The sequence below is a fragment of the Tenacibaculum sp. IB213877 genome (genome assembly GCF_034043975.1).
GTDB lineage: Bacteria > Bacteroidota > Bacteroidia > Flavobacteriales > Flavobacteriaceae > Polaribacter.
In genome coordinates this window covers 15775-38671 of sequence record NZ_JAXCHH010000011.1, presented here as the reverse complement: position 1 = coordinate 38671, position 22897 = coordinate 15775, and the positions used below count along the sequence as shown (strand labels likewise).

The 22897-nt window shown below is 31.2% G+C and carries 19 protein-coding genes; 12 read left to right on the top strand and 7 right to left on the bottom strand.

What is annotated here, in order from left to right; translation table 11 throughout:
* Positions 1–46: 46 nt before the first annotated feature.
* From SLH33_RS11750 to rlmF, 3 genes are all read left to right on the top strand, one after another.
* Complete coding sequence (locus SLH33_RS11750) at positions 47–703, top strand: class I SAM-dependent methyltransferase (RefSeq protein ID WP_320419305.1); 657 nt, start codon at positions 47–49, stop codon at positions 701–703.
* Positions 704–2296, top strand: a complete 1593-nt coding sequence (bshC, locus tag SLH33_RS11745; RefSeq protein WP_320419304.1) for a bacillithiol biosynthesis cysteine-adding enzyme BshC — start codon at positions 704–706, stop codon at positions 2294–2296.
* A 101-nt stretch (positions 2297–2397) separates the two neighbouring features.
* On the top strand, positions 2398–3249 hold the full coding sequence (rlmF, locus tag SLH33_RS11740) for a 23S rRNA (adenine(1618)-N(6))-methyltransferase RlmF (RefSeq protein WP_320419303.1): 852 nt from the start codon (positions 2398–2400) through the stop codon (positions 3247–3249).
* 33 nt (positions 3250–3282) lie between these two features.
* Here rlmF and SLH33_RS11735 read toward each other — a convergent pair whose 3' ends face one another.
* Positions 3283–4185 (bottom strand): hypothetical protein, encoded by a 903-nt coding sequence (locus tag SLH33_RS11735; RefSeq protein WP_320419302.1) that lies wholly within the window; start codon positions 4183–4185, stop codon positions 3283–3285.
* Complete coding sequence (locus tag SLH33_RS11730) at positions 4182–6350, bottom strand: NACHT domain-containing protein (RefSeq protein ID WP_320419301.1); 2169 nt, start codon at positions 6348–6350, stop codon at positions 4182–4184. Before SLH33_RS11730 ends, SLH33_RS11735 begins: the two co-directional genes overlap by 4 nt.
* A 297-nt stretch (positions 6351–6647) precedes the next feature.
* Here SLH33_RS11730 and SLH33_RS11725 point away from each other — a divergent pair, with 297 nt between their 5' ends.
* The 4 genes from SLH33_RS11725 to SLH33_RS11710 all read left to right on the top strand — a co-directional run bounded on the left by SLH33_RS11725 (position 6648) and on the right by SLH33_RS11710 (position 11720).
* Positions 6648–7319 (top strand): TetR/AcrR family transcriptional regulator, encoded by a 672-nt coding sequence (locus SLH33_RS11725; RefSeq protein WP_320419300.1) that lies wholly within the window; start codon positions 6648–6650, stop codon positions 7317–7319.
* 3 nt (positions 7320–7322) lie between these two features.
* Complete coding sequence (locus SLH33_RS11720) at positions 7323–8975, top strand: peptidase domain-containing ABC transporter (protein WP_320419299.1); 1653 nt, start codon at positions 7323–7325, stop codon at positions 8973–8975.
* 8 nt (positions 8976–8983) lie between these two features.
* A complete protein-coding gene (locus tag SLH33_RS11715) occupies positions 8984–10336 on the top strand; it encodes an HlyD family secretion protein (protein WP_320419298.1) in 1353 nt (450 codons plus the stop codon).
* A 73-nt stretch (positions 10337–10409) separates the two neighbouring features.
* On the top strand, positions 10410–11720 hold the full coding sequence (locus tag SLH33_RS11710) for a TolC family protein (RefSeq protein WP_320419297.1): 1311 nt from the start codon (positions 10410–10412) through the stop codon (positions 11718–11720).
* Here SLH33_RS11710 and SLH33_RS11705 read toward each other — a convergent pair.
* Positions 11713–12972, bottom strand: a complete 1260-nt coding sequence (locus tag SLH33_RS11705; protein ID WP_320419296.1) for a S41 family peptidase — start codon at positions 12970–12972, stop codon at positions 11713–11715. The two genes, SLH33_RS11710 and SLH33_RS11705, sit on opposite strands and share 8 nt — an antisense overlap.
* 176 nt (positions 12973–13148) lie before the next feature.
* On the opposite strand from SLH33_RS11705, the gene SLH33_RS11700 reads away from it, so the two are divergent.
* Complete coding sequence (locus SLH33_RS11700) at positions 13149–14642, top strand: hypothetical protein (protein WP_320419295.1); 1494 nt, start codon at positions 13149–13151, stop codon at positions 14640–14642.
* Positions 14643–14755: 113 nt separating this feature from the next.
* On the opposite strand, the gene lpdA is transcribed toward SLH33_RS11700, so the two are convergent.
* Genes lpdA through argS form a run of 3 tightly spaced genes read right to left on the bottom strand, consistent with a single transcriptional unit; the run spans position 14756 to position 18551 of the window.
* Complete coding sequence (gene lpdA, locus SLH33_RS11695) at positions 14756–16144, bottom strand: dihydrolipoyl dehydrogenase (protein WP_320419294.1); 1389 nt, start codon at positions 16142–16144, stop codon at positions 14756–14758.
* 11 nt (positions 16145–16155) lie between these two features.
* Complete coding sequence (locus tag SLH33_RS11690; RefSeq protein ID WP_320419293.1) at positions 16156–16773, bottom strand: hypothetical protein; 618 nt, start codon at positions 16771–16773, stop codon at positions 16156–16158.
* A 5-nt stretch (positions 16774–16778) separates the two neighbouring features.
* The gene (gene argS / locus SLH33_RS11685) at positions 16779–18551 is read right to left on the bottom strand and encodes an arginine--tRNA ligase (RefSeq protein WP_320419292.1); all 1773 of its coding nucleotides are present in this window, start codon (positions 18549–18551) and stop codon (positions 16779–16781) included.
* A gap of 103 nt (positions 18552–18654) precedes the next feature.
* Between argS and SLH33_RS11680 the strand changes: the two genes are divergently transcribed.
* From SLH33_RS11680 to SLH33_RS11665, 4 genes are all read left to right on the top strand, one after another.
* Positions 18655–19152: a YkgJ family cysteine cluster protein gene (locus SLH33_RS11680; protein WP_320419291.1), complete on the top strand. Its 498-nt coding sequence runs from the start codon at positions 18655–18657 to the stop codon at positions 19150–19152.
* 43 nt (positions 19153–19195) lie between these two features.
* A complete protein-coding gene (locus tag SLH33_RS11675) occupies positions 19196–19807 on the top strand; it encodes a Crp/Fnr family transcriptional regulator (RefSeq protein ID WP_320419290.1) in 612 nt (203 codons plus the stop codon).
* 100 nt (positions 19808–19907) lie between these two features.
* On the top strand, positions 19908–21272 hold the full coding sequence (locus tag SLH33_RS11670) for a leucine-rich repeat domain-containing protein (RefSeq protein ID WP_320419289.1): 1365 nt from the start codon (positions 19908–19910) through the stop codon (positions 21270–21272).
* Positions 21273–21476: 204 nt separating this feature from the next.
* Positions 21477–22316 carry a sterol desaturase family protein gene (locus tag SLH33_RS11665; RefSeq protein ID WP_320419288.1) on the top strand — a complete coding sequence of 280 codons (840 nt, stop codon included), beginning with the start codon at positions 21477–21479 and terminating at the stop codon, positions 22314–22316.
* On the opposite strand, the gene SLH33_RS11660 is transcribed toward SLH33_RS11665, so the two are convergent.
* Positions 22313–22891, bottom strand: coding sequence for an adenylosuccinate lyase (locus SLH33_RS11660; RefSeq protein WP_320419287.1), 579 nt, complete (start codon positions 22889–22891; stop codon positions 22313–22315). The two genes, SLH33_RS11665 and SLH33_RS11660, sit on opposite strands and share 4 nt — an antisense overlap.
* Between the last annotated feature and the right edge of the window lie 6 nt (positions 22892–22897).

Below are 22897 nucleotides of genomic sequence, written 5' to 3'. Positions count from 1 at the left end.
AATAGCGAGGTTAAAAATAGAGAATTAATTTTAGTATTTTTGAAATATGACAAATGAATCTGACTGTACAACTTCTGCAACTGATTATCAACAGCATTGGGATGCCGCTTACGCAAAAAATCCGGCTGAAAAGTTAGGTTGGTACGAACCCAAATCGGAAGAAATTTTAAAACTTATTCAAAAAACAACGTTATCTCATAACGCAAAAATTTTAAATGTGGGTATAGGTTCGTCTACTTTGATAGATGATTTATTGGCTACTAACTTCTCAAATATCATTGCTAATGATCTTTCCTCGGAGGCGCTTTCTTCTTTAAAAAAGAGATTAGGTGAAGCATCCAAAAAGGTAGAGTTTATTCAAGATGATCTAACAAATCCAACGGAATTACACAAGCTAACATCGGTTGATTTGTGGATTGATAGAGCGGTGTTGCATTTTTTTTTAACAGTAGCGGAGCAACAATCGTACTTCAATTTGCTAAAAAAACTGGTACAACCAAACGGGTTTGTAATTATTGCGGTTTTTGCATTGAATGGAGCTGAGAAATGTTGTGGTTTGCAATTACAGCGCTATAACAAAGAAATGTTACAAGAGAAATTGGGAGATGATTTCCAGTTAGTGGATAGTTTTGATCATACATTTATCAATCCGTATGGAGGCGAAAGGCCTTATGTGTACACATTATTTAAAAGAAAACAGTAAATGAAAATTACCAATATTCCGTTTCAAAAAACAGGATATTTCTCTACAATGATGTGTGATTATTTAGAGAAATCAGCAAAAATCAATTCGTTTTATGGGAATTTTCCTGATGTTGACGGATTCAAAAAACAAATAGTATTAAAAGAAAAATCGTTTTCAAACTCAAAAAGACAGGTGTTGGTTGAGGTGTTGCAACAACAATATGAAAACGTAAAAGCATCCGATGCAACTACGGAAAATATTCAGTTGTTATTAAAAGAAAATACCTTTACGGTAACCACAGGACATCAGTTAAATTTGTTTACAGGTCCGCTGTATTTTCTGTATAAAATTATATCCGCTATCAATTTAGCGGAGGAATTATCCGAAAAATTCCCGCAGCAACATTTTGTGCCCGTGTATTGGATGGCTACCGAAGATCATGATTTTGAAGAGATCAATTTCTTTAATTTCAAAGGAAAAAAAGTCCAATGGAATACTGCTCAAACCGGAGCGGTTGGACGATTTTCTACAGACGGATTAGAAGCTGTTTTTAACGAGTTTTCAAAACATATTGGTAACTCTAAAAACGCTGAACATTTAAAAACGTTGTTTACTGAAGGTTATTTGCAACATACAACCTTAGCTGAAGCAACAAGATATATTGCCAACGAGCTTTTTGCAGCATATGGTTTGGTAATTATTGATGCCGATGATGAAAAACTAAAGCAAGAATTGAGTCCTTTTGCTAGAGAAGAACTGTTACATCAAACATCTTTTACAACCGTTTCTACAACCAATGAAAAATTAGCAGAATCGTATAAAATTCAGGTAAACCCGAGAGAGATCAACCTGTTTTATTTGACAGATATGGTGCGCGAACGTATTGTTTTTGAAAATGGAGTTTACCAAGTAAACGGTACGAATATTTCTTTTACCAAAGATGAAATGTTGGCGGAATTAGAGCAGTATCCTGCACGATTTTCACCCAACGTAATTATGCGTCCGTTATACCAAGAGGTTATTTTACCAAATCTGTGCTACATAGGTGGAGGTGGAGAGCTAGCGTATTGGATGCAATTGAAAGATTATTTTGATGCGGTGGAAGTTCCGTTTCCTATTTTGTTATTACGAAACTCGGTACAAGTGCTTAGTGAAAAACAAGCTAAAAAGCTTGAAAAACTATCGGTTAGTGTTGAAGAAATCTTTTTAAAGCAACATAAGCTCATCAATAAAAAAGTAAATGAAAATTCTGCTATTTCGGTAGATTTTTCAAAGCAAAAAGACTTTTTACAACAACAGTTTGATGAGTTACGCAAAGTAGCTGCACAAACCGATGCATCGTTTATAGGTGCGGTAAACGCACAAGAAAAAAAGCAAGTAAAAGGGTTAGAAACTCTTGAAAAACGATTGTTAAGAGCCGAAAAACGGAAACATAAAGAGTTGGTGGATAGAATTGCAGAAATTCAGAATGAAATACTGCCAAATCAAAGTTTAGAAGAACGTCAGCGTAACTTTTCGGAGTTTTATTTAGAATACGGAGAAAGCTTTGTAAAAACGCTTAAAAATAACTTACAACCATTACAATTAGAGTTTACGGTATTAAAACTGTAGTATATTTTGCTTTGTCATTGTGAGGAAGAATGACGAAGCAATCTTATTGTATGTTATCATAAAATTCAAAGATTGCTTCGTTCCTCGCAATGACAAGATTTATGAAAGAAAAACAACTTCACTCAAAAAACAAACATAAAAACGGATACGATTTTGAGTTGTTACGCAACAAGTACCCAAAATTGGAAAAATTTTTGGTAGAAAAGTTTGGAAAAACGACCATCGATTTTTCTAACCCAAAAGCGGTAAAAGAATTTAACAAGGCTTTATTGTTTGTTTATTACGGAATAAAAGATTGGAATTTTCCGGATGAAAATTTATGTCCGCCTATTCCCGGGCGTGTAGATTATATTCATCATTTAGCGGATTTAATTGGTGACCAGACCAAAGTAAAAGTATTAGATATTGGTACAGGTGCCAGTTGTGTGTATCCGTTATTAGGAGTTGCTGAATATGGTTGGGATTTTGTGGCAACCGATATTGAATTAGATTCGTTGGATTATGCGCAAGATATTATTGATGACAATAATTTGGATGCTAAAATAGCATTACGTCAACAATTTAAAGAGGAGCATATTTTAGAGGGGATTCTAGAAGAAGATGACCGATTTACAGTAACTATGTGCAACCCGCCGTTTTACAAAAGTGCTGTAGAGGCGAGAGGTGCTAATCGAAGAAAAACGAGAAATTTAGGAAATAGCGCTGTGCGTAACTTTGCTGGAAATAACAACGAACTGTGGTATGTGGGTGGTGAAAAGGCTTTTTTGCATACCTATTTGTACGAAAGTTCTAAACATTCAAAAGTAAGTAAGTGGTTTACCAGTTTGGTTTCTAATAAGGATAATGTAAAAAGTTTAGAAGCCTCTGCTAAAAAGTTACAAGTTACTGAGTTTAAGGTGATACCAATGCACCAGGGAAACAAAGTAACCCGAATTGTTTGTTGGAGGTTTTAAGGTTACTGTTTTTAGGTAGACGAGAACAAGAAATTACTTATAGTTATTGCTGTGTGTAGTTTTTATTAATTCAGGTGTTTCATCTAAAAGCTTTTGATTGTTAATTTCAATTACATTTACCAAGTATAGTAAATTATTAAAATTCACAGGTAGCGATAAATCTAGTTCGGATATTTTCAATAAAAATTTAGTTCTATCCATCCTTAAAATATGTTTACCTATTGAGTTGTCATTGTTGAGAATTTCAATCAATTCACTTTTTAAATTTGATAATTGGAATTGAAGCCTAAATTTGTTTCTCAACAAAGCTTCCCAATTCTTACTTTTAAAATGACGATATGATAATTCATTAAAGAGATTTTTTAAAGCAATATCATTAGTCTCTAAACTGGCATAAATTCCATTTAGAAGTCGTTCACTTTCTTTGTGTTCATTCCAGTCATTCTTACACTTATATCTTAAACTATGGTCTATTTCGTGCCAACCTTCTGACAGTATAGTTCGCAATTGAAGTTCGAATGTATTATCAATTAATTTAAAATTTGACTTTTCTGTAGCTAAATTAACTTCTTTTAAAATTTGAATATGATTTTCATCAAATTGGCAAATAATATTAGTTCTTTTAGGTTTAAATACTGTTAATTCTAACTCGTCAATTTCCTCGTCTATAAATTTAAATTTTTTGCTTAAAATCTCTTTAACAACATTAATGTCATCTTTAAAGTAGGTAACGATTCTTACACCTAATACATCTTGAATCTTTTTTCCATTTTCGTTATAAGGTCTACCTTCATCAATCTTTCTCTGAATTTTTTCAGCTATAGATTTTTCATTCTTTGTTCGGACAAAAATTCTATATAGTAAACCAACTTTATTTAATTCATTGACTATTTTTTGATGAATTTGTTTCTCGATAATTTGAAAACCTGCTATCATTTTTTGTAATTATGTTTTAAATAATGAATAGCTTCTCTTGTAATAAAACCAACGTCATCCTTGAAATGTAGATAATCTTTACTTTTTAATGAATCGATAATTTTATTAATATCTTTATCGTGAAATTCGTTAAGCAATTTTTTTATGTATGAAAATTTTCGTGCTCTTGGTTTTATGCCATCTACTTGAAAAAAATGCTTTAGAACCATTTCTTCTGTAAGTAACGCTTTTTCTTTTTTCTTATTAGTTGTTGGGCTATCAAAAAGATTTAGAATGTTTTGGACAAAATTATTATTAGAATTACAAGCAAATAATGCAAAATCACTATATGATTTACTTGTTTGATTATTCATTATTGAACAGTCATAAAAAGAACAATTCTGAAATGATGTGTCAAAAAATAAATTAATGTCGAATACACAATTATGGAATATAACGGAAGAGAATGCAGATGATTCAAATCTACAATCTTTATTAAAATTTAAATTAGATAGCTCTCTGTCTAAAACGAATAGATTTTTATAGACTCGTTTAGGTTGTTTTGAAAAAGTATAATCTAAATCAAAATAAAAGCCAATGTCATAATTAAAATTTTCATCATTGAAAATAGACCATAAGTCTTCTTTTTTACTCTTACTTTGAATTTTAAATGATTCTATAGATTTTGTAGCAAAATCTTGTGGAATTATTTGTTCAAAATTTTCATAATGTTCTTGATATTTTTCTAAAATTAGGTTCTCTCCAATGAGGTGACCAAAAATAAAGTCATTTATGATTCCGACATCTCCATTTGGTTTTCTGTCAAGGAATACGTGATTTGAAAGGGTTTCAATTAAATCTTCTATAGACGGTTTTTCTTCAGCAATGTAAAGTTTTAGACTGTTTTGTAATAGCTTCTGATTGTATTCTTTGATAAAATCTTTAATAGTTTCTTTAGATTCAGCTGTTATGTTATATTCTGTCATAAACCGAACTAACTTTCTGAAAATTATTAGCTGGTCTTCATTATTTAATTTTAAATTTTGTCTTTGTTGTTCTCTCTTTAATAAATAGTCAAGGTATTTATCAATTAAAGCACCATCATTATTTTCGTGTACATAGCTTTTAAGAATATCTAAAGAAATATTTCTTAAATATGATAAAAGAACTGGGTTAGCTATTTGAGCAACTGGAAAGTTAGCATTGTCAATAATTTCTATCCTGTCATTGTCTAACCAGTTTTCAATTTTTGGTTCTTTTATTTCAAACCTTGCAAGTGAAAAGTCGTTGTTTGAATCATAAATTGAATTAAGAAATTCATCGCTATTAAATATTGCTGTTTTTCTTGATGTAATAATGATTTTTGCATCTCCTTTTAGCAGTTCAATAATAGTGGTCAACATACTTTCGACCTCTTCTTTATTACTCTCTTTGGAAATTAACTCATCAAACCCATCAATTATTAGAGGGATTCTTCCTTTTGTTATTTGTTCAATAACTATATTTTGTTTTATCCCATTTGGAAACTGCTCATCGATTTCATTTAATAAAATATGTTTAAAAACTCTAGCTTCTCTGTTTCTTGAAAGTTCAGTGAAAAATGGAAGTTGTTTACATTCACTCGGTGAAAAAGTATTAAGTATTTCGTTAGCTGTACAAGTTTTTCCAAATCCAGCAGGTGCTTCAATGATTATAAAAATTGCTCCATTAACGTCACTTAATAAACCGTTTATTTTATCAATTAGATTAGTTTCGAAATTAGAATCGTAGGATTTATTTTCAATAATATTTTTCGATTCATCTTGAAGTAATAAGTCAAAAGAACTATTTATATACTTATACGTACTTCCTTCTGGTAAATTTTGAAGCTGTCTGTTTACAAAATGTTTATACCTATTTTTTAATTCATTTCCAAGAGGTGTTTTTATGAAAAAACCTTCAAATAAATACTCTTCTATTTCATCAATATTATCTAGTATTCTAACATCAGTTGCAAAACCTAATTCAGAGTATTCATTTTTGATTTTTGAAACATCATAATCTTTATCAAATAGAATGAACTCAGCAGCGTGATACATTCCATATCTTAAAGTATAAACTCTAACTTTATGGTTTGACTGATTTGCTAATTGATAATTGTAAGACAGGAAAAGTTTGTCTATATATTCTATTTTATTTGATGTCATTCGTTTTTTTTTCAAATTATGCCCTAACTTATTTATATATGTAACTTTTACGTATGTATACTTCTTTTATAGTTGTATAAACGTATGTATAACTATTTTATAGCTCTTATAATTTCATAGCAAGTATAAGAAGTGTTTCAAATATAGTGTTTTACGTGTTAAAATCAAATAGCTTACTGTAAACTATTAGTGCAATCATTAATCTTTATAGCGCTATCAATTAATAATTTGTTAAAACAGAGTTTTTATTTCTTTTTTAATAGTAATACTATTATTTTTGCGCTTTAATGTTTTGAAATGAAAAGTTTACTGTCAAATTTAAAAATAGCGGTACCTGAAAAGATCTTTTTAAAAGATCCGGAGTCGTCTGCTTTGGGTAAAAAAATTATTGGAGAAAGTATTTTACTTATCGATGAAATTGGTTTTGAAGCCTTTACCTTTAAAAAGTTAGGCGTTAAAATTGGTTCTAATGAAAGCTCTGTTTATCGTTATTTTGAGAATAAACATAAGTTATTGTTATACTTAACCTCTTGGTATTGGGCGTGGTTAGAGTATCAATTGGTATTTGAAACGTATAACATTAGCAATTCAAAAGAAAAACTAAAAAAAGCGATTACCGTTGTAACCAGAACCATTAAAGAAGATTCTAGCATCAGCCATATTAATGAGGTGGTGCTTAATCGAATTATTATTAATGAAAACTCTAAGTCATTTATGACTAAAGAGGTAGATACTGAGAATAAAGAAGGTTATTTTACTACTTACAAATGTGTTATTAACCGATTGCAAGATATTATTGCTGAGGTGAATGCTCAGTACAAATATCCTGCAAGTTTAGCTAGTACTATTGTGGACGGAGCGTTGCATCAGCATTTTTTAAAAAATCATTTTACATCCATAACCAATTGTAAAAAAAACATGACTCCCACTACTTTTTTTACTGATTTAGCACTAAAAATACTACTATAAACTATGAACGAAAGATTATCACCTTGGAAGCGTTTTGTTGGACTACTGAAACTAGAACGTAAAGAGATTTTACAAATTTTTAACTACGCCATTTTTTCGGGTTTGGTTGCCTTATCGTTGCCTTTAGGAATTCAAGCAATTATTGGGTTAATGCAAGGAGCTCAGGTTTCTACGTCGTGGATTGTTTTAATTGTAATAGTAACCATTGGAGTGGCTTTTTCTGGTGTATTACAACTAATGCAATTACGAATTATAGAAACCATACAGCAACGCATTTTTGTAAAAGCATCGTTTGAGTTTAGCTATCGTTTTCCTAAAATAAAGATGAATGAGCTGCATAGTTATTATCCGCCGGAGTTAGCTAACCGTTTTTTTGATACGTTAACCATACAAAAAGGCTTATCAAAAATATTGATAGATGTACCATCAGCATTATTACAAATTGTGTTTGCGTTGTTGTTGCTATCATTTTATCACCCGTTTTTTATCTTTTTTGGGTTTTTATTGTTGCTGCTGATATACTTAGTGTTCAAATTTACAGCCGTTAGAGGGTTGGAAACCAGTTTAGAAGAATCAAAAAACAAATATAAAGTAGCCCATTGGATTCAAGAAATAGCCAGAAGCATTGTAAGCTTTAAATTATCGGGTAACACCAGTTTAGCGTTGCGTAAAAATGATGCGTTGGTGAGTAAATACTTACAATCCAGAGAAAAACATTTTAAAATTTTAGTGCTGCAATTCATCCATTTAATAGGTTTTAAAGTAATTGTAACTGCGGGTTTATTGTTAATAGGTGGGATATTGGTGTTGAATCAAGAGATGAATATAGGTCAGTTTGTAGCGGCAGAAATCATTATTCTTTTGGTCATAGCTTCGGTTGAAAAATTGATTCTAGGCTTAGAATCGTTCTATGATGTGTTGACATCTATTGAAAAAATAGGTCAGGTGGTAGATAAAGAATTAGAAGCTCAAAATGGAGAAAAACCAACCTTTAAAGACGCTTTAATTGTAGAGCTAGACAATGTGAGCTTTGAAGTAGCAGATAGAGAAGAACCTATTATTAAAAATGTTGATCTATCCATCAATCCAAAAGACAGAATTTTAATTCAGGGAGAAAATGGTTCGGGTAAATCTACGCTGCTACAGCTTATTTCCGGAGTTATTTGTCCGTCTAAAGGAAATATTTACGTCAATAATCTATCAATAAACAGTTTGTTTTTAAATCATTATCGTGCCAGTTTAGGGATGGCGTTAAATGATGAAACGCCGTTTGAAGGAACCATTAGAGAAAACATTGTTTTTGACAGAGAAGATATTTCTGATGAAGAGATTATCAAGGTTTTTGAAAAAGTAAAACTGATTTCGTTTTTAAAAGAACAACCTCAAGGATTACAAACCATTTTAAAACCTGATGGAAAGCAAATTTCCTCTACAGATGCTAAAAAATTGGTGTTGGCGAGAGCTATTGTAAAGCAGCCAAAATTGTTAATTCTGGAAGATCCGTTAAATGATTTTAATAATGATGAAACGGATGAGATCATCAATTACATTACAGAGACAACGCATCCGTGGTCATTGATTGTAGTAAGTAGCAACAATAAGTGGAAACAAAAGTGTTCAAAACACATTACGTTGGTTGATGGTGAAATTAAATAGAAAAGAATATGCTTAACATAACTAATAATAAATTAAATAAAAAAGTATCATTACATCATTTTGCTTCGGTTGAATATGTAAACAGTAAACAATACGGAAAATACTTTAGCAGGTTTTTACTGTTTGTGTTAGTATTGAGTATTGTTGTACTATTTTTACCTTGGACGCAAAATATCAATGCAAAAGGAGCCGTAACTACTTTGCAGCCCAATCAGCGTCCGCAAACCATTCAATCGCAAATTCCAGGGAGGATTGAACATTGGTATGTACAGGAAGGAGATTTTGTTAAAAAAGGCGATACCATACTTCGTATTTCTGAGGTAAAGAGTGATTATTTTGATGATCAATTACTACAAAGAACCGATGATCAAATTCAAGCCAAAAACAATTCGGTAAATGCTTACAATAACAAATTGAATGCTTTACAAATGCAAATAACTTCTTTGCAACAAGAGCAACAATTAAAATATAAGCAAGCACAAAATAAACTATTGCAATCAAAGCTTAAAGTGAAAAGTGATAGCATTGCTTTTGAAGCTGAAAAAACCAATTATAAAGTTGCTGAACAGCAGTATAAGCGAGAATTAACTTTGCAAGAAGAAGGATTAAAAGCCGTGAAAGATGTAGAGGCGAAACGCGTGAAATTACAAGAATCACAATCAAAATTAATTGCACAGGAAAATAAGTTGATTTCCAGTAAAAACGATGTGCTCAATGCGCAAATTGATCTTTCAAGTATCAAAGCAAATTACGCCGAAAAAATATCAAAAGCTAGAAGTGATTTATCTACCGCAGAATCAAGTTTGTTAGATGCAAAAGTAGAGGTAACGAAGTTAGAAAATACATTTTCAAATTATAAAAAGAGATCTTCTTTGTTGTTTGTAACTGCGCCACAAGACGGGTTTATTAATAAAGCTATCAAAGGTGGAATAGGAGAGATTTTTAAAGAAGGAGAAGCGTTGGTAGGTATCATGCCCGCAAATTATAATTTGGCAGTAGAAACCTATGTAAAACCTATTGACCTTCCATTAATTCACATGGGGGAAGAATTCAGGGTTCAATTTGATGGTTGGCCTGCAATTGTATTTAGCGGTTGGCCTAATGTATCCTACGGAACATATGGCGCAAAAGTAGTGGCTATTGAAAATTTTATTAGTGCTAACGGAAAATTTAGAGTGTTATTAGCACCAGATGAATCAACTCATGACTGGCCGGATGCCATTAGAGTAGGGTCAGGAGCTAGAACCATTGCTTTGTTAAATGATGTGCCTATTTGGTTTGAGTTATGGCGTCAGTTAAATGGTTTTCCGCCTAACTATTATCAACCTCAAACAACTACAACAGTTAAAAAGAAAAAATAATATGCGATATATAAGTTTAGTTCTGCTATTGTTTAGTGGGTTGCTAACAGCTCAAAATGCTTCGAAAAAAATATTGTCATTACCAGAATTTTTAGGGTATGTAAAGCTGCATCATCCCTTGGTAAAACAAGCTAATATTACGTTAACGCAAGCAGAAGCAAAAGTGTTAAAAGCTAGAGGAGCGTTTGATCCAAAAATAGAATATTCAAAGTCTACTAAAGAATTTGATAAAAAGGAGTATTACGACAAGCAGCAACTACTTTTTAAAATTCCTACATGGTACGGAATTGAATTAAAAGGTTCTTTTGAAGATAATAACGGTTTGTATTTGAATCCTGAAGCCACAGTACCAGAAGATGGATTGTATAGCGCAGGAATTTCTGTGCCATTGGCTAAAAATTTATTGATCAATGAGCGTATGGCACAGCTAAAACAGGCAAAATTATTCAGAAAGCAAGCGGAAGCTGAACAACAATTATTGGTGAATTCTATTTTATACGATGCCACGGTGAGTTATGCCAATTGGCTTAAAACCTACAAAGAGAATTTACTGTATAGTTCTTTTTTAACCAATGCAGAATTCAGATTAAAAGGAATAGTAAAAGGTTTTGAAGCAGGAGATAAACCGGCAATTGATACTTTAGAGGCTTCTATTACCGTATCCAATAGAAAATTAATGCTTGAAAAAAATAAATTGAAACTAACCAAGGCTGGTTTTGAGTTGTCTAACTATTTATGGAATGAGAATACAGCTCCTGTAGAATTACAACCAGATGTAGTTCCTGAAACCAATATAGCAGTTGTAAATGAGGATGTTTCTTCTTTATTAACGGATATGAAAGAGGATTTTGATCCTACGAAGCACCCAAAATATACTGCGTTGCAATACAAGCAGAAAAGTTTACAAGTAGAAAAACGATTAAAACTTAATAACTTATTACCACAGGTTAATGTTGAATATAATTTTTTAACCACACAACCACGATTTTTAGATTCTTTTACAAGAGCCAATTATAAAGGAGGAGTAGCCGTAAAATTACCTTTGTTTTTACGAAAAGAGAGAGGAGAACTTAAATTAGCAAAAGCAAAGTTGGATGAGGTGAACTTTGAAATGCTATCGCAAGAAGTATCGTTAAAAAACAAATTCAAGGCTACTTTAAATGCGGTTGAATCGTATAAAAATCAGTTAACAACCACAGAACAAATGGTTACGGGTTATAAAAAAATGGTAACTGCAGAAGAGCGTAAATTTTCGTTAGGGGATAGCTCCTTGTTTTTAATTAATTCTCGTGAAGCAAAATTAATTGAAGCACGTTTAAAACAAATAGATACAGAAAACCAATTGTTAAAAGAGCAAGCGAGTATGTTACTATTGGTTAATTAGTTGATTGATTTTTTACCCATTCTAACGTAGGGTCTGTTCCATTTATAAAATCAGAAAAAGTAGTATTGATCTTAACATCCGGAATAATTGTGTGTACATCGTTGTCTACTTTTTTAAAATATTTTGTTGAATAATAAACTTTAAGGTTTGAGTTTGGTAATCTAAAAGTTTTTACTTCTCCAAAGTGATTTGGTTTTCCACTGGTTTCTTCTCCAATAATAGTAGCATTCGTGTAATTTTTAAAGCCTAAAGTGTTTAAAATAGCAGATGAGTAGGTGTGCTTTCCTATAACAACAAATAGCTTTCCTTTTTGATTTAAATGTTTAAACTCAGAAAGCTTTTTAATGAATTCTGTACCTTGTAAAGAGTTTCCTCCAGGATTAAAGCGCATATCAAAAACTAATTTATCAATTTCTTTGGTTTTTAAATCTGAAAAAACATGATTTGAGAATTGTTTAAAAGAAGGAAGGTTTGTTGCTTTTTTAGGGTTTCCGTATTGCTCTTCTACTTCTTTACTATAACATTTGTTGTATTGAATATAGTAAATGTTTTCAGGGGTTAAATAATGACTCCAAAAGTATTTTCTTTCGTTTTTAAGGTATAAGGGTATCTCTTTCATAGAAACTAATGAGGAGTTTTTGCTATTAAAATTTTCAATTCTTAATGTGTGAGTTTCTATTTTTCCTTTTTTGTTTTCAACTTCAAAACTGATCAAATCATCTTGTATAATTTCAAAGTGTTTTAATAATTGTATAGAAATTAATAGTTGAGGTATGGTTTTCTTTATCTGAGCTTCATTATCAATAGTTAAAATTGAGCTTAATCTTTTTATAATAGTATCTATGGTTATACCATTGATTTTGTTGATTTTTTTGCCTAGTATTTTCTTGTTATTATTAGATGCTTTAATAATGTATATTCCGTCATCAAACCAAAGAGGTTTTATCGGAATAATTTTATTTTTATCTAAATATTTATTCCACTTTATAAGAGTATGACTATCACCAAAACCAGCAATGATTTGTTGGAGTTTGATGGCTATATCAAAATCGGAAAGTTGGGTAAGTTCAGATTTTAAGGTGGTAAGTTCTTTTCCAAAATCATTTTTACTCTTTTTAAAAAAGAAATTTACATGTGTGTTGGGTAATTCTGTCTTTAAAAAATCAATATCCTCGATCCATTTATTTTTACTCGTTTGAGTAAAAGAATTTAGAGTAAATAATAGTAATGTAATTAAAGAGAGCTTTTTCATTTAGCGTTTTAAGAAAAATGTTAAAAAAAATTATTGGATAGCAATGTAATAAAAAGCCTCTTTATCTAATTGTTTTTAATTTATTTTTATCATTAAAAATCATATCAGTTAATAAATATTTGTAATGGAGTAACTTAAGTAAGGGTAAGTGCTTATTATTGTGTAATAACTTTAGTATGAAAAACAAGTTACAAGTTAAAATATTAGTTTTCTTATTATCAATTTTTTTAGGTTATAAAATCCTAGATATGTATGCTACGCATAAGATTGACACTTATTTAAAGACAAATTTTGGAAAAACTAATGCGCTTGAATATGATGAAATAGAAATTAATTTTTTATTAGGAAATGCTGCTTTAAAGCAATGTAAAGCTATTCAAGATAGTGTTACATTTGAATCTGAAAAAGTTGAAATTAATAACTTTTCTTTCTATCAATATTTTATAAATAATAAAATTAAAATCGGATCTTTTACTGTCGAAAATTCAAAAATTACAGGGAAAATCATAGATACAAAAAAAGAAGAAAAAAAGTCATCTAAAAGTTGGTATGAAGAAGTAAATATTGAAGAAATTGCATTTAAAAATTTAAATATCAACTTAACGAAGCAAAATAATTTTCCATTATCTATAGATAGAATAGATGTAAACTTGAAAGATTTTACTTTAGATAATCCGTCCACTGCATCTATACCATTTGAGTACTCAGCATTAAAAACAACCATTAAAAAATTTAAAAGTCAGTTTTCTAAAGTACAAGCAGTAGGTTTTTCAAACTTTACGTTTGAGAATGAGAGAATTCAAGTTGATAGCTTAGAAATTATACCCTTAAAATCGAGAGAAAATTATATTTACCATGTTCCTTATGAAAAGGATCTACTAACTCTTTTTGTAAAGAAAATTACGGTTCCTTCTTTTAAAATCCATAATAAAAAAAGATTGTTTTTTGAATTAGATACCATTTTTATCGATCAAGGTGATTTTAATGTGTATGGAGATAGAGTTGTTTTAGAGCATCCGCATCAAAGAAAAGATCTTTATAGTAAATCGATGAGAAATTTACCCTTTGATATTGATATACATAAAATTAACATACAAGATACACAAATTGTTTACGAAGAGTTAACAAAGAAAAACGGAACTCCTGGATTAATATCTTTCAATTCGATACATGCAGAAATTAATGATTTAACAAATGTAGAAAGAGAAAATAAATTTCCTAGAACAGTTATACATATAGACTCTAGTTTTATGAATACATCTGATCTGAAAATAGATTGGAGTTTTAAAACAGATAATTTAAATGATGAATTTAATATAAGAGGAAGTTTGCTAAATGTGCCAAAAGAGAACATTAATTCATTTATGCGACCAACAACAAATGTAGAGGTAGAAGGAAGAATTAATCAATTGTTTTTTAATTTATATGGAAATGATGATGTTTCTAACGGAGATTTTGAAATTGATTTTGATAATTTTAAAATTAATCTTTTAGAAGATGGAAATGAAAAAAAAGTACTTTCTTGGATTTTAAATTTATTTATTAAAAATTCATCTAAAAACGGACTGATAAAAACTGAAATTAAAGACCTAGAACGAGATAAAACACGTTCTTTTTGGAATTTCTTTTGGAAGAATATAGAAAAAGGATTGAAACAATCTTTAACTTAAAACCTCACCTCCCGAAACTTCGGGATGGTGAGGTCTTGTGTTTTGTCATTCCTGTGCAGGCAGGAATCTGTTTTTTATGATGAGTTTCCCGCTTCCGCGGGAATGACAGTTTATTATAAATGAATCACTTCGTCATAAGCATCAGCAACCGCTTCCATAACCGCTTCACTCATGGTAGGGTGAGGGTGGATAGCTTTTAATACTTCATGACCAGTAGTTTCTAATTTACGTCCTAAAACAGCTTCAGCAATCATATCGGTAACTCCGGCACCAATCATATGGCAACCTAACCACTCACCGTATTTAGCATCAAAAATTACTTTTACGAATCCGTCAGGAGTACCCGCCGCTTTTGCTTTACCAGAAGCAGAGAATGGGAATTTACCAACTTTCAATTCATAACCTTTTTCTTTTGCTTGGTCTTCTGTTAAACCAACAGAAGCAATTTCAGGAGAGGCATACGTACATCCTGGAATGTTTCCGTAGTCGATAGCTTCGGTATGTAAACCTGCAATCTTCTCTACACAAGTAATTCCTTCAGCAGAAGCAACGTGTGCTAATGCAGGACCAGGAACAACATCACCAATAGCATAATACCCAGGAATATTCGTTTGGTACCAATCGTTTACTAAGATTTTATCTCTATCAGTAACAATACCTACTTCTTCTAAACCAATGTTTTCGATGTTGGTTTTGATACCTACTGCCGATAATAATACGTCAGCTTCTAAAATTTCTTCCCCTTTTTTGGTTTTTACTGTAGCTTTTACTCCATTACCAGAAGTATCTACAGATTCTACAGCAGAATTGGTCATTACTTTAACTCCTGCTTTTTTGAAGGAACGCTCAAATTGCTTAGAAACGTCTTTATCTTCTAACGGAACTAAGTTTGGTAAATATTCAACAATAGTAACCTCAGTTCCCATTGAGTTGTAGAAATGTGCAAACTCAACTCCAATAGCTCCAGAACCTACAACGATCATAGATTTTGGTTGTGTTGGTAAGCTCATAGCTTCACGGTAACCGATTACTTTTTTACCATCTTGCGGTAAGTTTGGTAGCTCACGAGAACGTGCTCCGGTAGCAATAATAATATGGTCTGCACTGTATTCAGTTACTTTTCCGTCAGCGTCAGTAACATCTACCTTTTTACCCGATTTTACTTTACCAAAACCATCGATGATATCAATTTTATTTTTCTTCATTAAGAACTGAACACCTTTGCTCATTCCTTCAGCAACACCACGACTACGCTTAATAACCGCTTCAAAATCTTTATCAATAGCTTCTGCTTTTAAACCGTACTCATCAACGTGCTTTAAGTAATCATATACTTGAGCCGATTTTAATAAAGCTTTGGTAGGAATACATCCCCAGTTAAGGCAAATTCCACCTAGGTTTTCTTTTTCAACTACTGCGGTTTTAAATCCTAATTGCGATGCTCTAATAGCTGTTACATATCCACCAGGACCACTTCCAATAATTAGTACGTCGTATTTCATGTTGTTTATTTTTATCTTGTTGTTTGTTTAATTTTTATTGATTCTAAAAGCATAGGGTTAAACACTATATCAGTAATATTTAATTTTTTAGACATTAAAGTTAATGTTGCATGAATTAAATAATGTATAACAGTTAGCCCAAAAAACGCTAATAATGGTAAATTTAATATCTGATAGGGCCAATAGTATGTCCATGTACCTAAATTAATAGCAATCATTTCACCTAAAGAAGGGAAGAAAAAAGCCATAAAAAGAACCAAAAGTTGTTTGTTTTTATTAGTTAAATTAGGGTAATTTAAATTAATTTTTGCTTCGATACCATACATTAAAACAAAAGCTCCTACCCAAGCAAAGAATAACCAATTAGGAAGTTGTGTGTTAACCTCATGATATTGCCAATGTCCATATTCAGTACCAATATATTCAGTTAACAAACCAATAAGACCAGTAAATATCATTCCAATAATAAATATAATACTGTAAGTATTGTTCTTTTTAGCCTTATATATTGAGTGAATTATTTTTAAAAATAATAATACAGCAAGTAAACTATCATATTTGTGTAAAACACCAATAATAATACCTCCAATAACTAATTTTAATGTGCCTTCTAATAATATTTTCTTCATAATGATTACATCCTTTCAGGAACTAGAATACCTAATAAACTAAATGCTGATTTTATAGTATTGGCTACCTTTTTAGATAACTGAACTCTAAATACTTTTTTATCTTGATCTTCTTCTCCTAAAATAGATACGTTTTGATAGAAAGAGTTAAACTCTTTTACCAAATCATACGTATAATTCGCAATTAACGCAGGTGAATAATTTGCTGCAGCTTGCTGAATTACCTCAGGATATAACTCTAATTGCTTAATTAATTCTTTTTCTTTTTCATGTAAATCGATGCTCACGGCTTGTGAATAATCAAAATCGGCTTTACGTAAAATAGATTGAATTCTAGCATAGGTATATTGTACAAACGGACCTGTATTTCCTTGGAAATCTACCGATGCTTGCGGATCGAATAAAATACGTTTTTTCGGATCAACCTTTAAAATGAAATACTTTAAAGCTCCCATTCCGATGATTTTATACAATTCTTCTTTTTCTTCGTTGGTGTATCCTTCTAACTTTCCTAATTCTTGAGAAATTTCGCGAGCGGTGTTTGCCATTTCTATCATTAAATCGTCTGCATCTACTACAGTTCCTTCACGAGATTTCATTTTTCCTGATGGTAAATCAACCATACCGTAGCTTAAATGGTATAGTTGTTCTGCCCAAGAATAGCCTAACTTTTTTAAGATTAAGAACAGTACTTTAAAGTGGTAATCTTGCTCGTTACCAACAGTATACACCATTCCGTTTACTGTTGGATAATCTTTTACACGTTGAATGGCAGTACCAATATCTTGTGTCATATAAACCGCTGTTCCGTCTGAACGTAACACCAGTTTTTCGTCCAATCCGTCTTCGGTTAAATCACACCAAACTGAACCATCTTCTCTTTTGTAAAAAACACCTTTAGTAAGTCCGTCTTCAACCACTTCTTTACCTAAAAGGTAGGTGTTACTTTCATAGTATAAGGCATCAAAATCAACACCCAAGTTTTTGTATGTAACGTCGAAACCATTGTAAACCCATTGGTTCATTGTTTTCCAAAGTGAAGTCACTTTTTCATCACCTGCTTCCCACTTACGTAGCATTTCTTGAGCTTCCAGTAAAAGAGGAGCTTCTTTTTTAGCATCTTCTTCGGTTTTACCTTGAGCTACTAAATCAGCAATTTGCTTTTTATATTCTTGATCAAATTTTACGTAGTAATTTCCAACCAATTTATCACCTTTTAATCCGCTAGATTCAGGCGTTTCTCCATTTCCAAACTTTTCCCAAGCCAACATCGACTTACAAATGTGAATTCCACGATCGTTGATAATTTGGGTTTTATACACATTTTTACCCGATGCTTTTAAAATTTCAGCAACTGAGTATCCTAACAAGTTGTTACGGATATGACCTAAGTGTAAAGGTTTGTTGGTGTTTGGTGATGAATATTCAACCATAACGGCATCGTTTTCCGAAGGATTCACACATCCGTAATTTTCATCCGCATACATAGCATTGAAAAAATTAGTGTAAAAATTATCACTAACCACTAAATTCAAAAATCCTTTCACTACGTTAAAAGCACTGATTTCTGAAATATTATCCACTAAATAGTTTCCAAGATCTTCACCTATTTGTACCGGGTTTCCTTTTTTGTAGCGTAACAAAGGGAAGATTACCACAGTAATATCTCCTTCAAAATCTTTACGGGTTGCTTGAAATTCTACCGACGGAATTTCGGTTTGGTATAAACTTAAAAAAGCTTCTTTTACTTTCGCTTCGAGTAACGATTGAATGTTCATTGGTTGTTATAACCTTTTAAATTACTAAAATAAGTAGCAAAATTACATAATTTTATTTGTTTAGCCCTCCCTTTTTAGCCGATAATAATTGTAGTTTTGCAGTATGGATAAAGACTTAGAAAATCTTAAAAAACTATCGCAAGACAAGTTACAAGAGAATAAAAAATACTTTCAAAAACTTAAAAAGCGTACACCAAAGAATTTAGATTTGGTGATGCAAGAGATTCATGAGGAGGAGTTTGAACGTACCGATTGCTTAACTTGTGGTAATTGTTGTAAAACTACTTCGCCAATGTTTACCTATAAAGATATTGAGCGTATTGCAAAGCATTTAAAAATGAAAGTAGCCGATTTTACAGCGCAGTATTTAATGATAGATGAAGATGATTTTCATGTGTTAAAAACAGCACCTTGTCCGTTTTTAGATTTGAATGATAATATGTGTTTTATTTATGATGTGCGCCCAAAAGCCTGTGCAGAATATCCGCATACCAATCGTAAAAAGTTTATTCAGTTAGCTAACTTAACTATTAAAAACACTGAAGTTTGTCCTGCTACCTATAGAATGGTGGAAGAGCTTAAAAAGCGTTTACCTCAATAAAGGTTCCTAGATTTTGTTAACAGTGATATAAAAATATTTTTTGATGGAAATCCTCTCTGAATCAGATCGTCAATTACTATATAAGTTCATCCAGTTGGCAACTCCCATAAGTGATGATTTATTTTCTGAACTAGTTACATATTTTAAAAAAAGAACATATACAAAAGGAGAAACTATTTTAAAAGAAGGAGAGATAGAGTCTAAATCTAATATTGTAGCTAAAGGTGTGGTGCATCAGTTTTTTTATGATGAAGACGTGCCAATTACCACAAATATTACTCCAAAAGGACTTCCATTTAATAGCCTTAAAAGTTATATTAACAAAACACCTTCTCAAGAAATTCAAGAAGCGATTACAGATGTAGAAATATTATCTATAGAGAAGAAAGATCTTGAAATGCTTGCTCAAAAATGGGCAGAAATGGGTTTTGTTTTATATAGAATTCATGAGTATATTTTACTGGATAGAGAAAACAGAATGAGTTTGCTTCAGTACAGAAATCCTTCTAAAAGATTTCAACTTTTTCATGAAATAGTAGGGAGGTCAAATTTAATGCTTGAAAGCACACCTGATAAATTTATAGCTAGTTATTTAAATATGACCCCTCAACAATACAGTAAAGAAAAACACCTTCAAAACGTATTAAAAAAATAATATTTTATTAAAAAGTTGCTCTAACTTATCTGAGGATAACTTTAGTTTTGTATAAATAGTATTATTTAGCCTCATCTTTAAAACAATTTAAATTTAGGCTATGTTAAAGCATGCAAATCTTATTTTAGTATCCGTTATTTTATCTTTACTTTTTTTAACCTCATGCGGTAAAGATGATACCCCAGTTTTAAGTAACGAGAAAGAAATTATAAGTTTTGAGTTCAAATCGCAAAACAATGCTATTCTGAATTCAGATATCGTTGCTCAAATAGACCAAGACAATAAAACTATTACAGCTACTGTGCCCAACGGAACAGATGTAACAGTTTTGATTCCTACAATTCAGGTATCTGCAGATGCAATTTTTTCTCCTGAAGGAACACAAAATTTTACAGAGAATGTAATATATACAGTAACTGCTCAAAATCAAACTTCTACGGATTATACTGTTATTGTTGAGGTTGAACCTCTTTCACAAAAAGAAGTTTTGATGGCTATTTACAATGCGAATCCTGAAAATTATTTAGACTGGGATTTAGAGAATGATGATGTGAGCACTTGGAGTCGTGTAACGGTTGATAGTGAAGGTTATGTTACAGAATTAGATTTTTACCGTGTTAATTTTGGAACAATTCCGCCAGAAATTAAATATTTAACTCGTTTAACGAAGTTGAGTTTTTATGATAATCATATTCAAACGCTTCCTACTGAAATAGGTGATTTAGTAAGTTTGACGTACTTGAGTTTATATCAAAACCAGCTGAATGCTCTTCCTATTGAAATAGGAGAATTAATAAATTTAACATATTTAAATGTTGCAGCTAATAGTATACAAACACTTCCAGAAAGTATTGGAAGCCTTATCAAATTAAAGGTGTTAGAAGCTTCTTTAAACGGAATAGGGAGTTTACCTAAAGAAATAGGTAATATGGAAGCTTTGGTAGTATTAAGTGTAATAAATAACTCAATAACTCAAATTCCAGATGAAATTGGAAACCTTTCTAATTTAATAGAATTACTTTTATCAAAAAATCAATTAGCTTTCATTCCTAGCTCTATAGGGAATTTATCAAAACTAGAAAGGTTAAGTCTATCTTCAAATCAAATACAAAATATTCCCGATGAGGTATATTCACTATCAGAATTAACAAGTTTAATTTTACATTCTAATCAGCTTGCGGAAATCTCTTCAGAAATTGAAAATCTAAATAAGTTGGAGTTTTTGTACTTAGGAAGTAATCAACTATCTGAAATTCCAGCACAAATAGGTGGTATAACTACCTTAAAAGGACTGTACTTACAAGAGAATCTTTTAGAAAGTTTACCTGCCGAAATAGGAAATTTAACTGGGTTGGAACAGTTGTATATACAAAGTAATACGTTTACTGCAATTCCACAGGAAATTTGTGATTTAGAAAATAATGGTACAACTATTACTAAAGATAATGAAGTTACCTGCAATTAACAATTTAAAAACTAACTATTAACAACAAAACTCAGGTTCTTCCTGAGTTTTGTTGTTTTAAATAGAGGGTTATGATAAAATTTGCTGTTTTTTTGTGAAATTTTATTAAAGTAGTATTTTTTTGTAGGTATTTTTGTGTAATGGATAAAAATGCATTGAGAATTATGATGAAAATCCTTATTTTAGAGGAAAATATTTTATCCCTTGGAAACACTAATTCATTATTTTGAAAATATTCCTTCTTCCCACAGAAGTATCATTTTAGTAGGCGGAATCACTTTTTTTTGGTTGCTGGAAGGAGCTATTCCGTTGTTTAAATTCAATTATAAAAAATGGAAACACGCATGGCCTAATTTGTTTTTTACAGCGACTACTGTGGTAATCAATTTTGGATTGGCTTTTTTATTGTTGAATACGGCAGATTGGGTAAAAGCGAATGATTTCGGGTTGATTAATTGGTTGCCTGAAATGCCTTTATGGTTATATGTATTACTAGGTGTATTGTTTTTAGATTTCTTCGGAGCCTATTTAGCGCACTTAGTTGAACACAAAGTAAAACCTTTGTGGATGGTACACTTGGTACATCATACCGATCATAATGTAGACACTACTACGGCTAACAGACATCATCCGTTAGAAAGTGTCATTCGTTTTACGTTTACGTTGTTAGGGGTGTTTTTAGTTGGGACTCCTATAGGAATTATAATGCTCTACCAATCATTATCATTAGTAGCAACACAATTTGGGCATGCTAACATAAAAATGAATAGAAAGGTAGATAAGTTATTAAGTTACATTATTGTATCTCCAGATATGCACAAAGTACATCACCACAACCTATTACCATATACCGATTCTAATTTTGGAAATATTTTTTCTATCTGGGACAGATTGCTTGGAACATATATGGAATTAGATAGGGATAAAATTGTGTATGGGGTTGATACTTTTCCAGATGAAGTAATTAACAATGATTTAAAAGAGTTATTAAAGCAACCATTTCAAGGATACAGAAAGCCAACTAATTTAGAGGAGTTGACTTAAAGTTTTTGTTTTTCAATCAACCTTAAAACATGTTTCCCTCTAGCTTCACAGCCTTTGCTTTCATGGATTACTTTAGTTTTGATAATATGCTCTAGTTCAGGATGAACCCAGTCAATTTGTTTACCGAACAAAAATAAAGTTGTCATAGTATACGCTTTTACTGCTATTTTTTGATTGCCCATCAACCAATCGAAACCTACCTCTATAATTTTATCAATTTGTTCAGAAGTTAAGTTACTTTTAATTGGATGTTCTTGTTCTAAGTCATATGCTATAGCAATATGTTCGCAAATTTTAGCACAAGGTCTCGTAGCGCTATCAAATTGAAGTGTATGTAAGTTTTTAGTAAAATATTCAAGGTGAGGTAAAAGTTTATCCAATCCGTAATGCGTACAAATCCACTCTAAGATCCACGCAGCTTTTATAGAGAGTTTATCATCTGTTTTAAAAGTATATTCTACTAATTGAGAAAATAATTCAGTATGAGTTAATACCGTGTTGGCAGCTTTTTCTCTGTTTTCTCTAGCAGCATTTTGGACGTTTGTTAAAGTTGAGGTCAAAAAATCTTCCTTCACCTTGGT

Bases quoted from the DNA above. Each gene is read 5' to 3' on its own strand.
- SLH33_RS11750 (WP_320419305.1), top strand. From the start codon at position 47: ATGACAAATGAATCTGACTGTACAACTTCTGCAACTGATTATCAACAG.
- bshC (WP_320419304.1), top strand. From the start codon at position 704: ATGAAAATTACCAATATTCCGTTTCAAAAAACAGGATATTTCTCTACA.
- rlmF (WP_320419303.1), top strand. From the start codon at position 2,398: ATGAAAGAAAAACAACTTCACTCAAAAAACAAACATAAAAACGGATAC.
- SLH33_RS11735 (WP_320419302.1), bottom strand. From the start codon at position 4,185: ATGATAGCAGGTTTTCAAATTATCGAGAAACAAATTCATCAAAAAATA.
- SLH33_RS11730 (WP_320419301.1), bottom strand. From the start codon at position 6,350: ATGACATCAAATAAAATAGAATATATAGACAAACTTTTCCTGTCTTAC.
- SLH33_RS11725 (WP_320419300.1), top strand. From the start codon at position 6,648: ATGAAAAGTTTACTGTCAAATTTAAAAATAGCGGTACCTGAAAAGATC.
- SLH33_RS11720 (WP_320419299.1), top strand. From the start codon at position 7,323: ATGAACGAAAGATTATCACCTTGGAAGCGTTTTGTTGGACTACTGAAA.
- SLH33_RS11715 (WP_320419298.1), top strand. From the start codon at position 8,984: ATGCTTAACATAACTAATAATAAATTAAATAAAAAAGTATCATTACAT.
- SLH33_RS11705 (WP_320419296.1), bottom strand. From the start codon at position 12,972: ATGAAAAAGCTCTCTTTAATTACATTACTATTATTTACTCTAAATTCT.
- SLH33_RS11700 (WP_320419295.1), top strand. From the start codon at position 13,149: ATGAAAAACAAGTTACAAGTTAAAATATTAGTTTTCTTATTATCAATT.
- lpdA (WP_320419294.1), bottom strand. From the start codon at position 16,144: ATGAAATACGACGTACTAATTATTGGAAGTGGTCCTGGTGGATATGTA.
- SLH33_RS11690 (WP_320419293.1), bottom strand. From the start codon at position 16,773: ATGAAGAAAATATTATTAGAAGGCACATTAAAATTAGTTATTGGAGGT.
- argS (WP_320419292.1), bottom strand. From the start codon at position 18,551: ATGAACATTCAATCGTTACTCGAAGCGAAAGTAAAAGAAGCTTTTTTA.
- SLH33_RS11680 (WP_320419291.1), top strand. From the start codon at position 18,655: ATGGATAAAGACTTAGAAAATCTTAAAAAACTATCGCAAGACAAGTTA.
- SLH33_RS11675 (WP_320419290.1), top strand. From the start codon at position 19,196: ATGGAAATCCTCTCTGAATCAGATCGTCAATTACTATATAAGTTCATC.
- SLH33_RS11670 (WP_320419289.1), top strand. From the start codon at position 19,908: ATGTTAAAGCATGCAAATCTTATTTTAGTATCCGTTATTTTATCTTTA.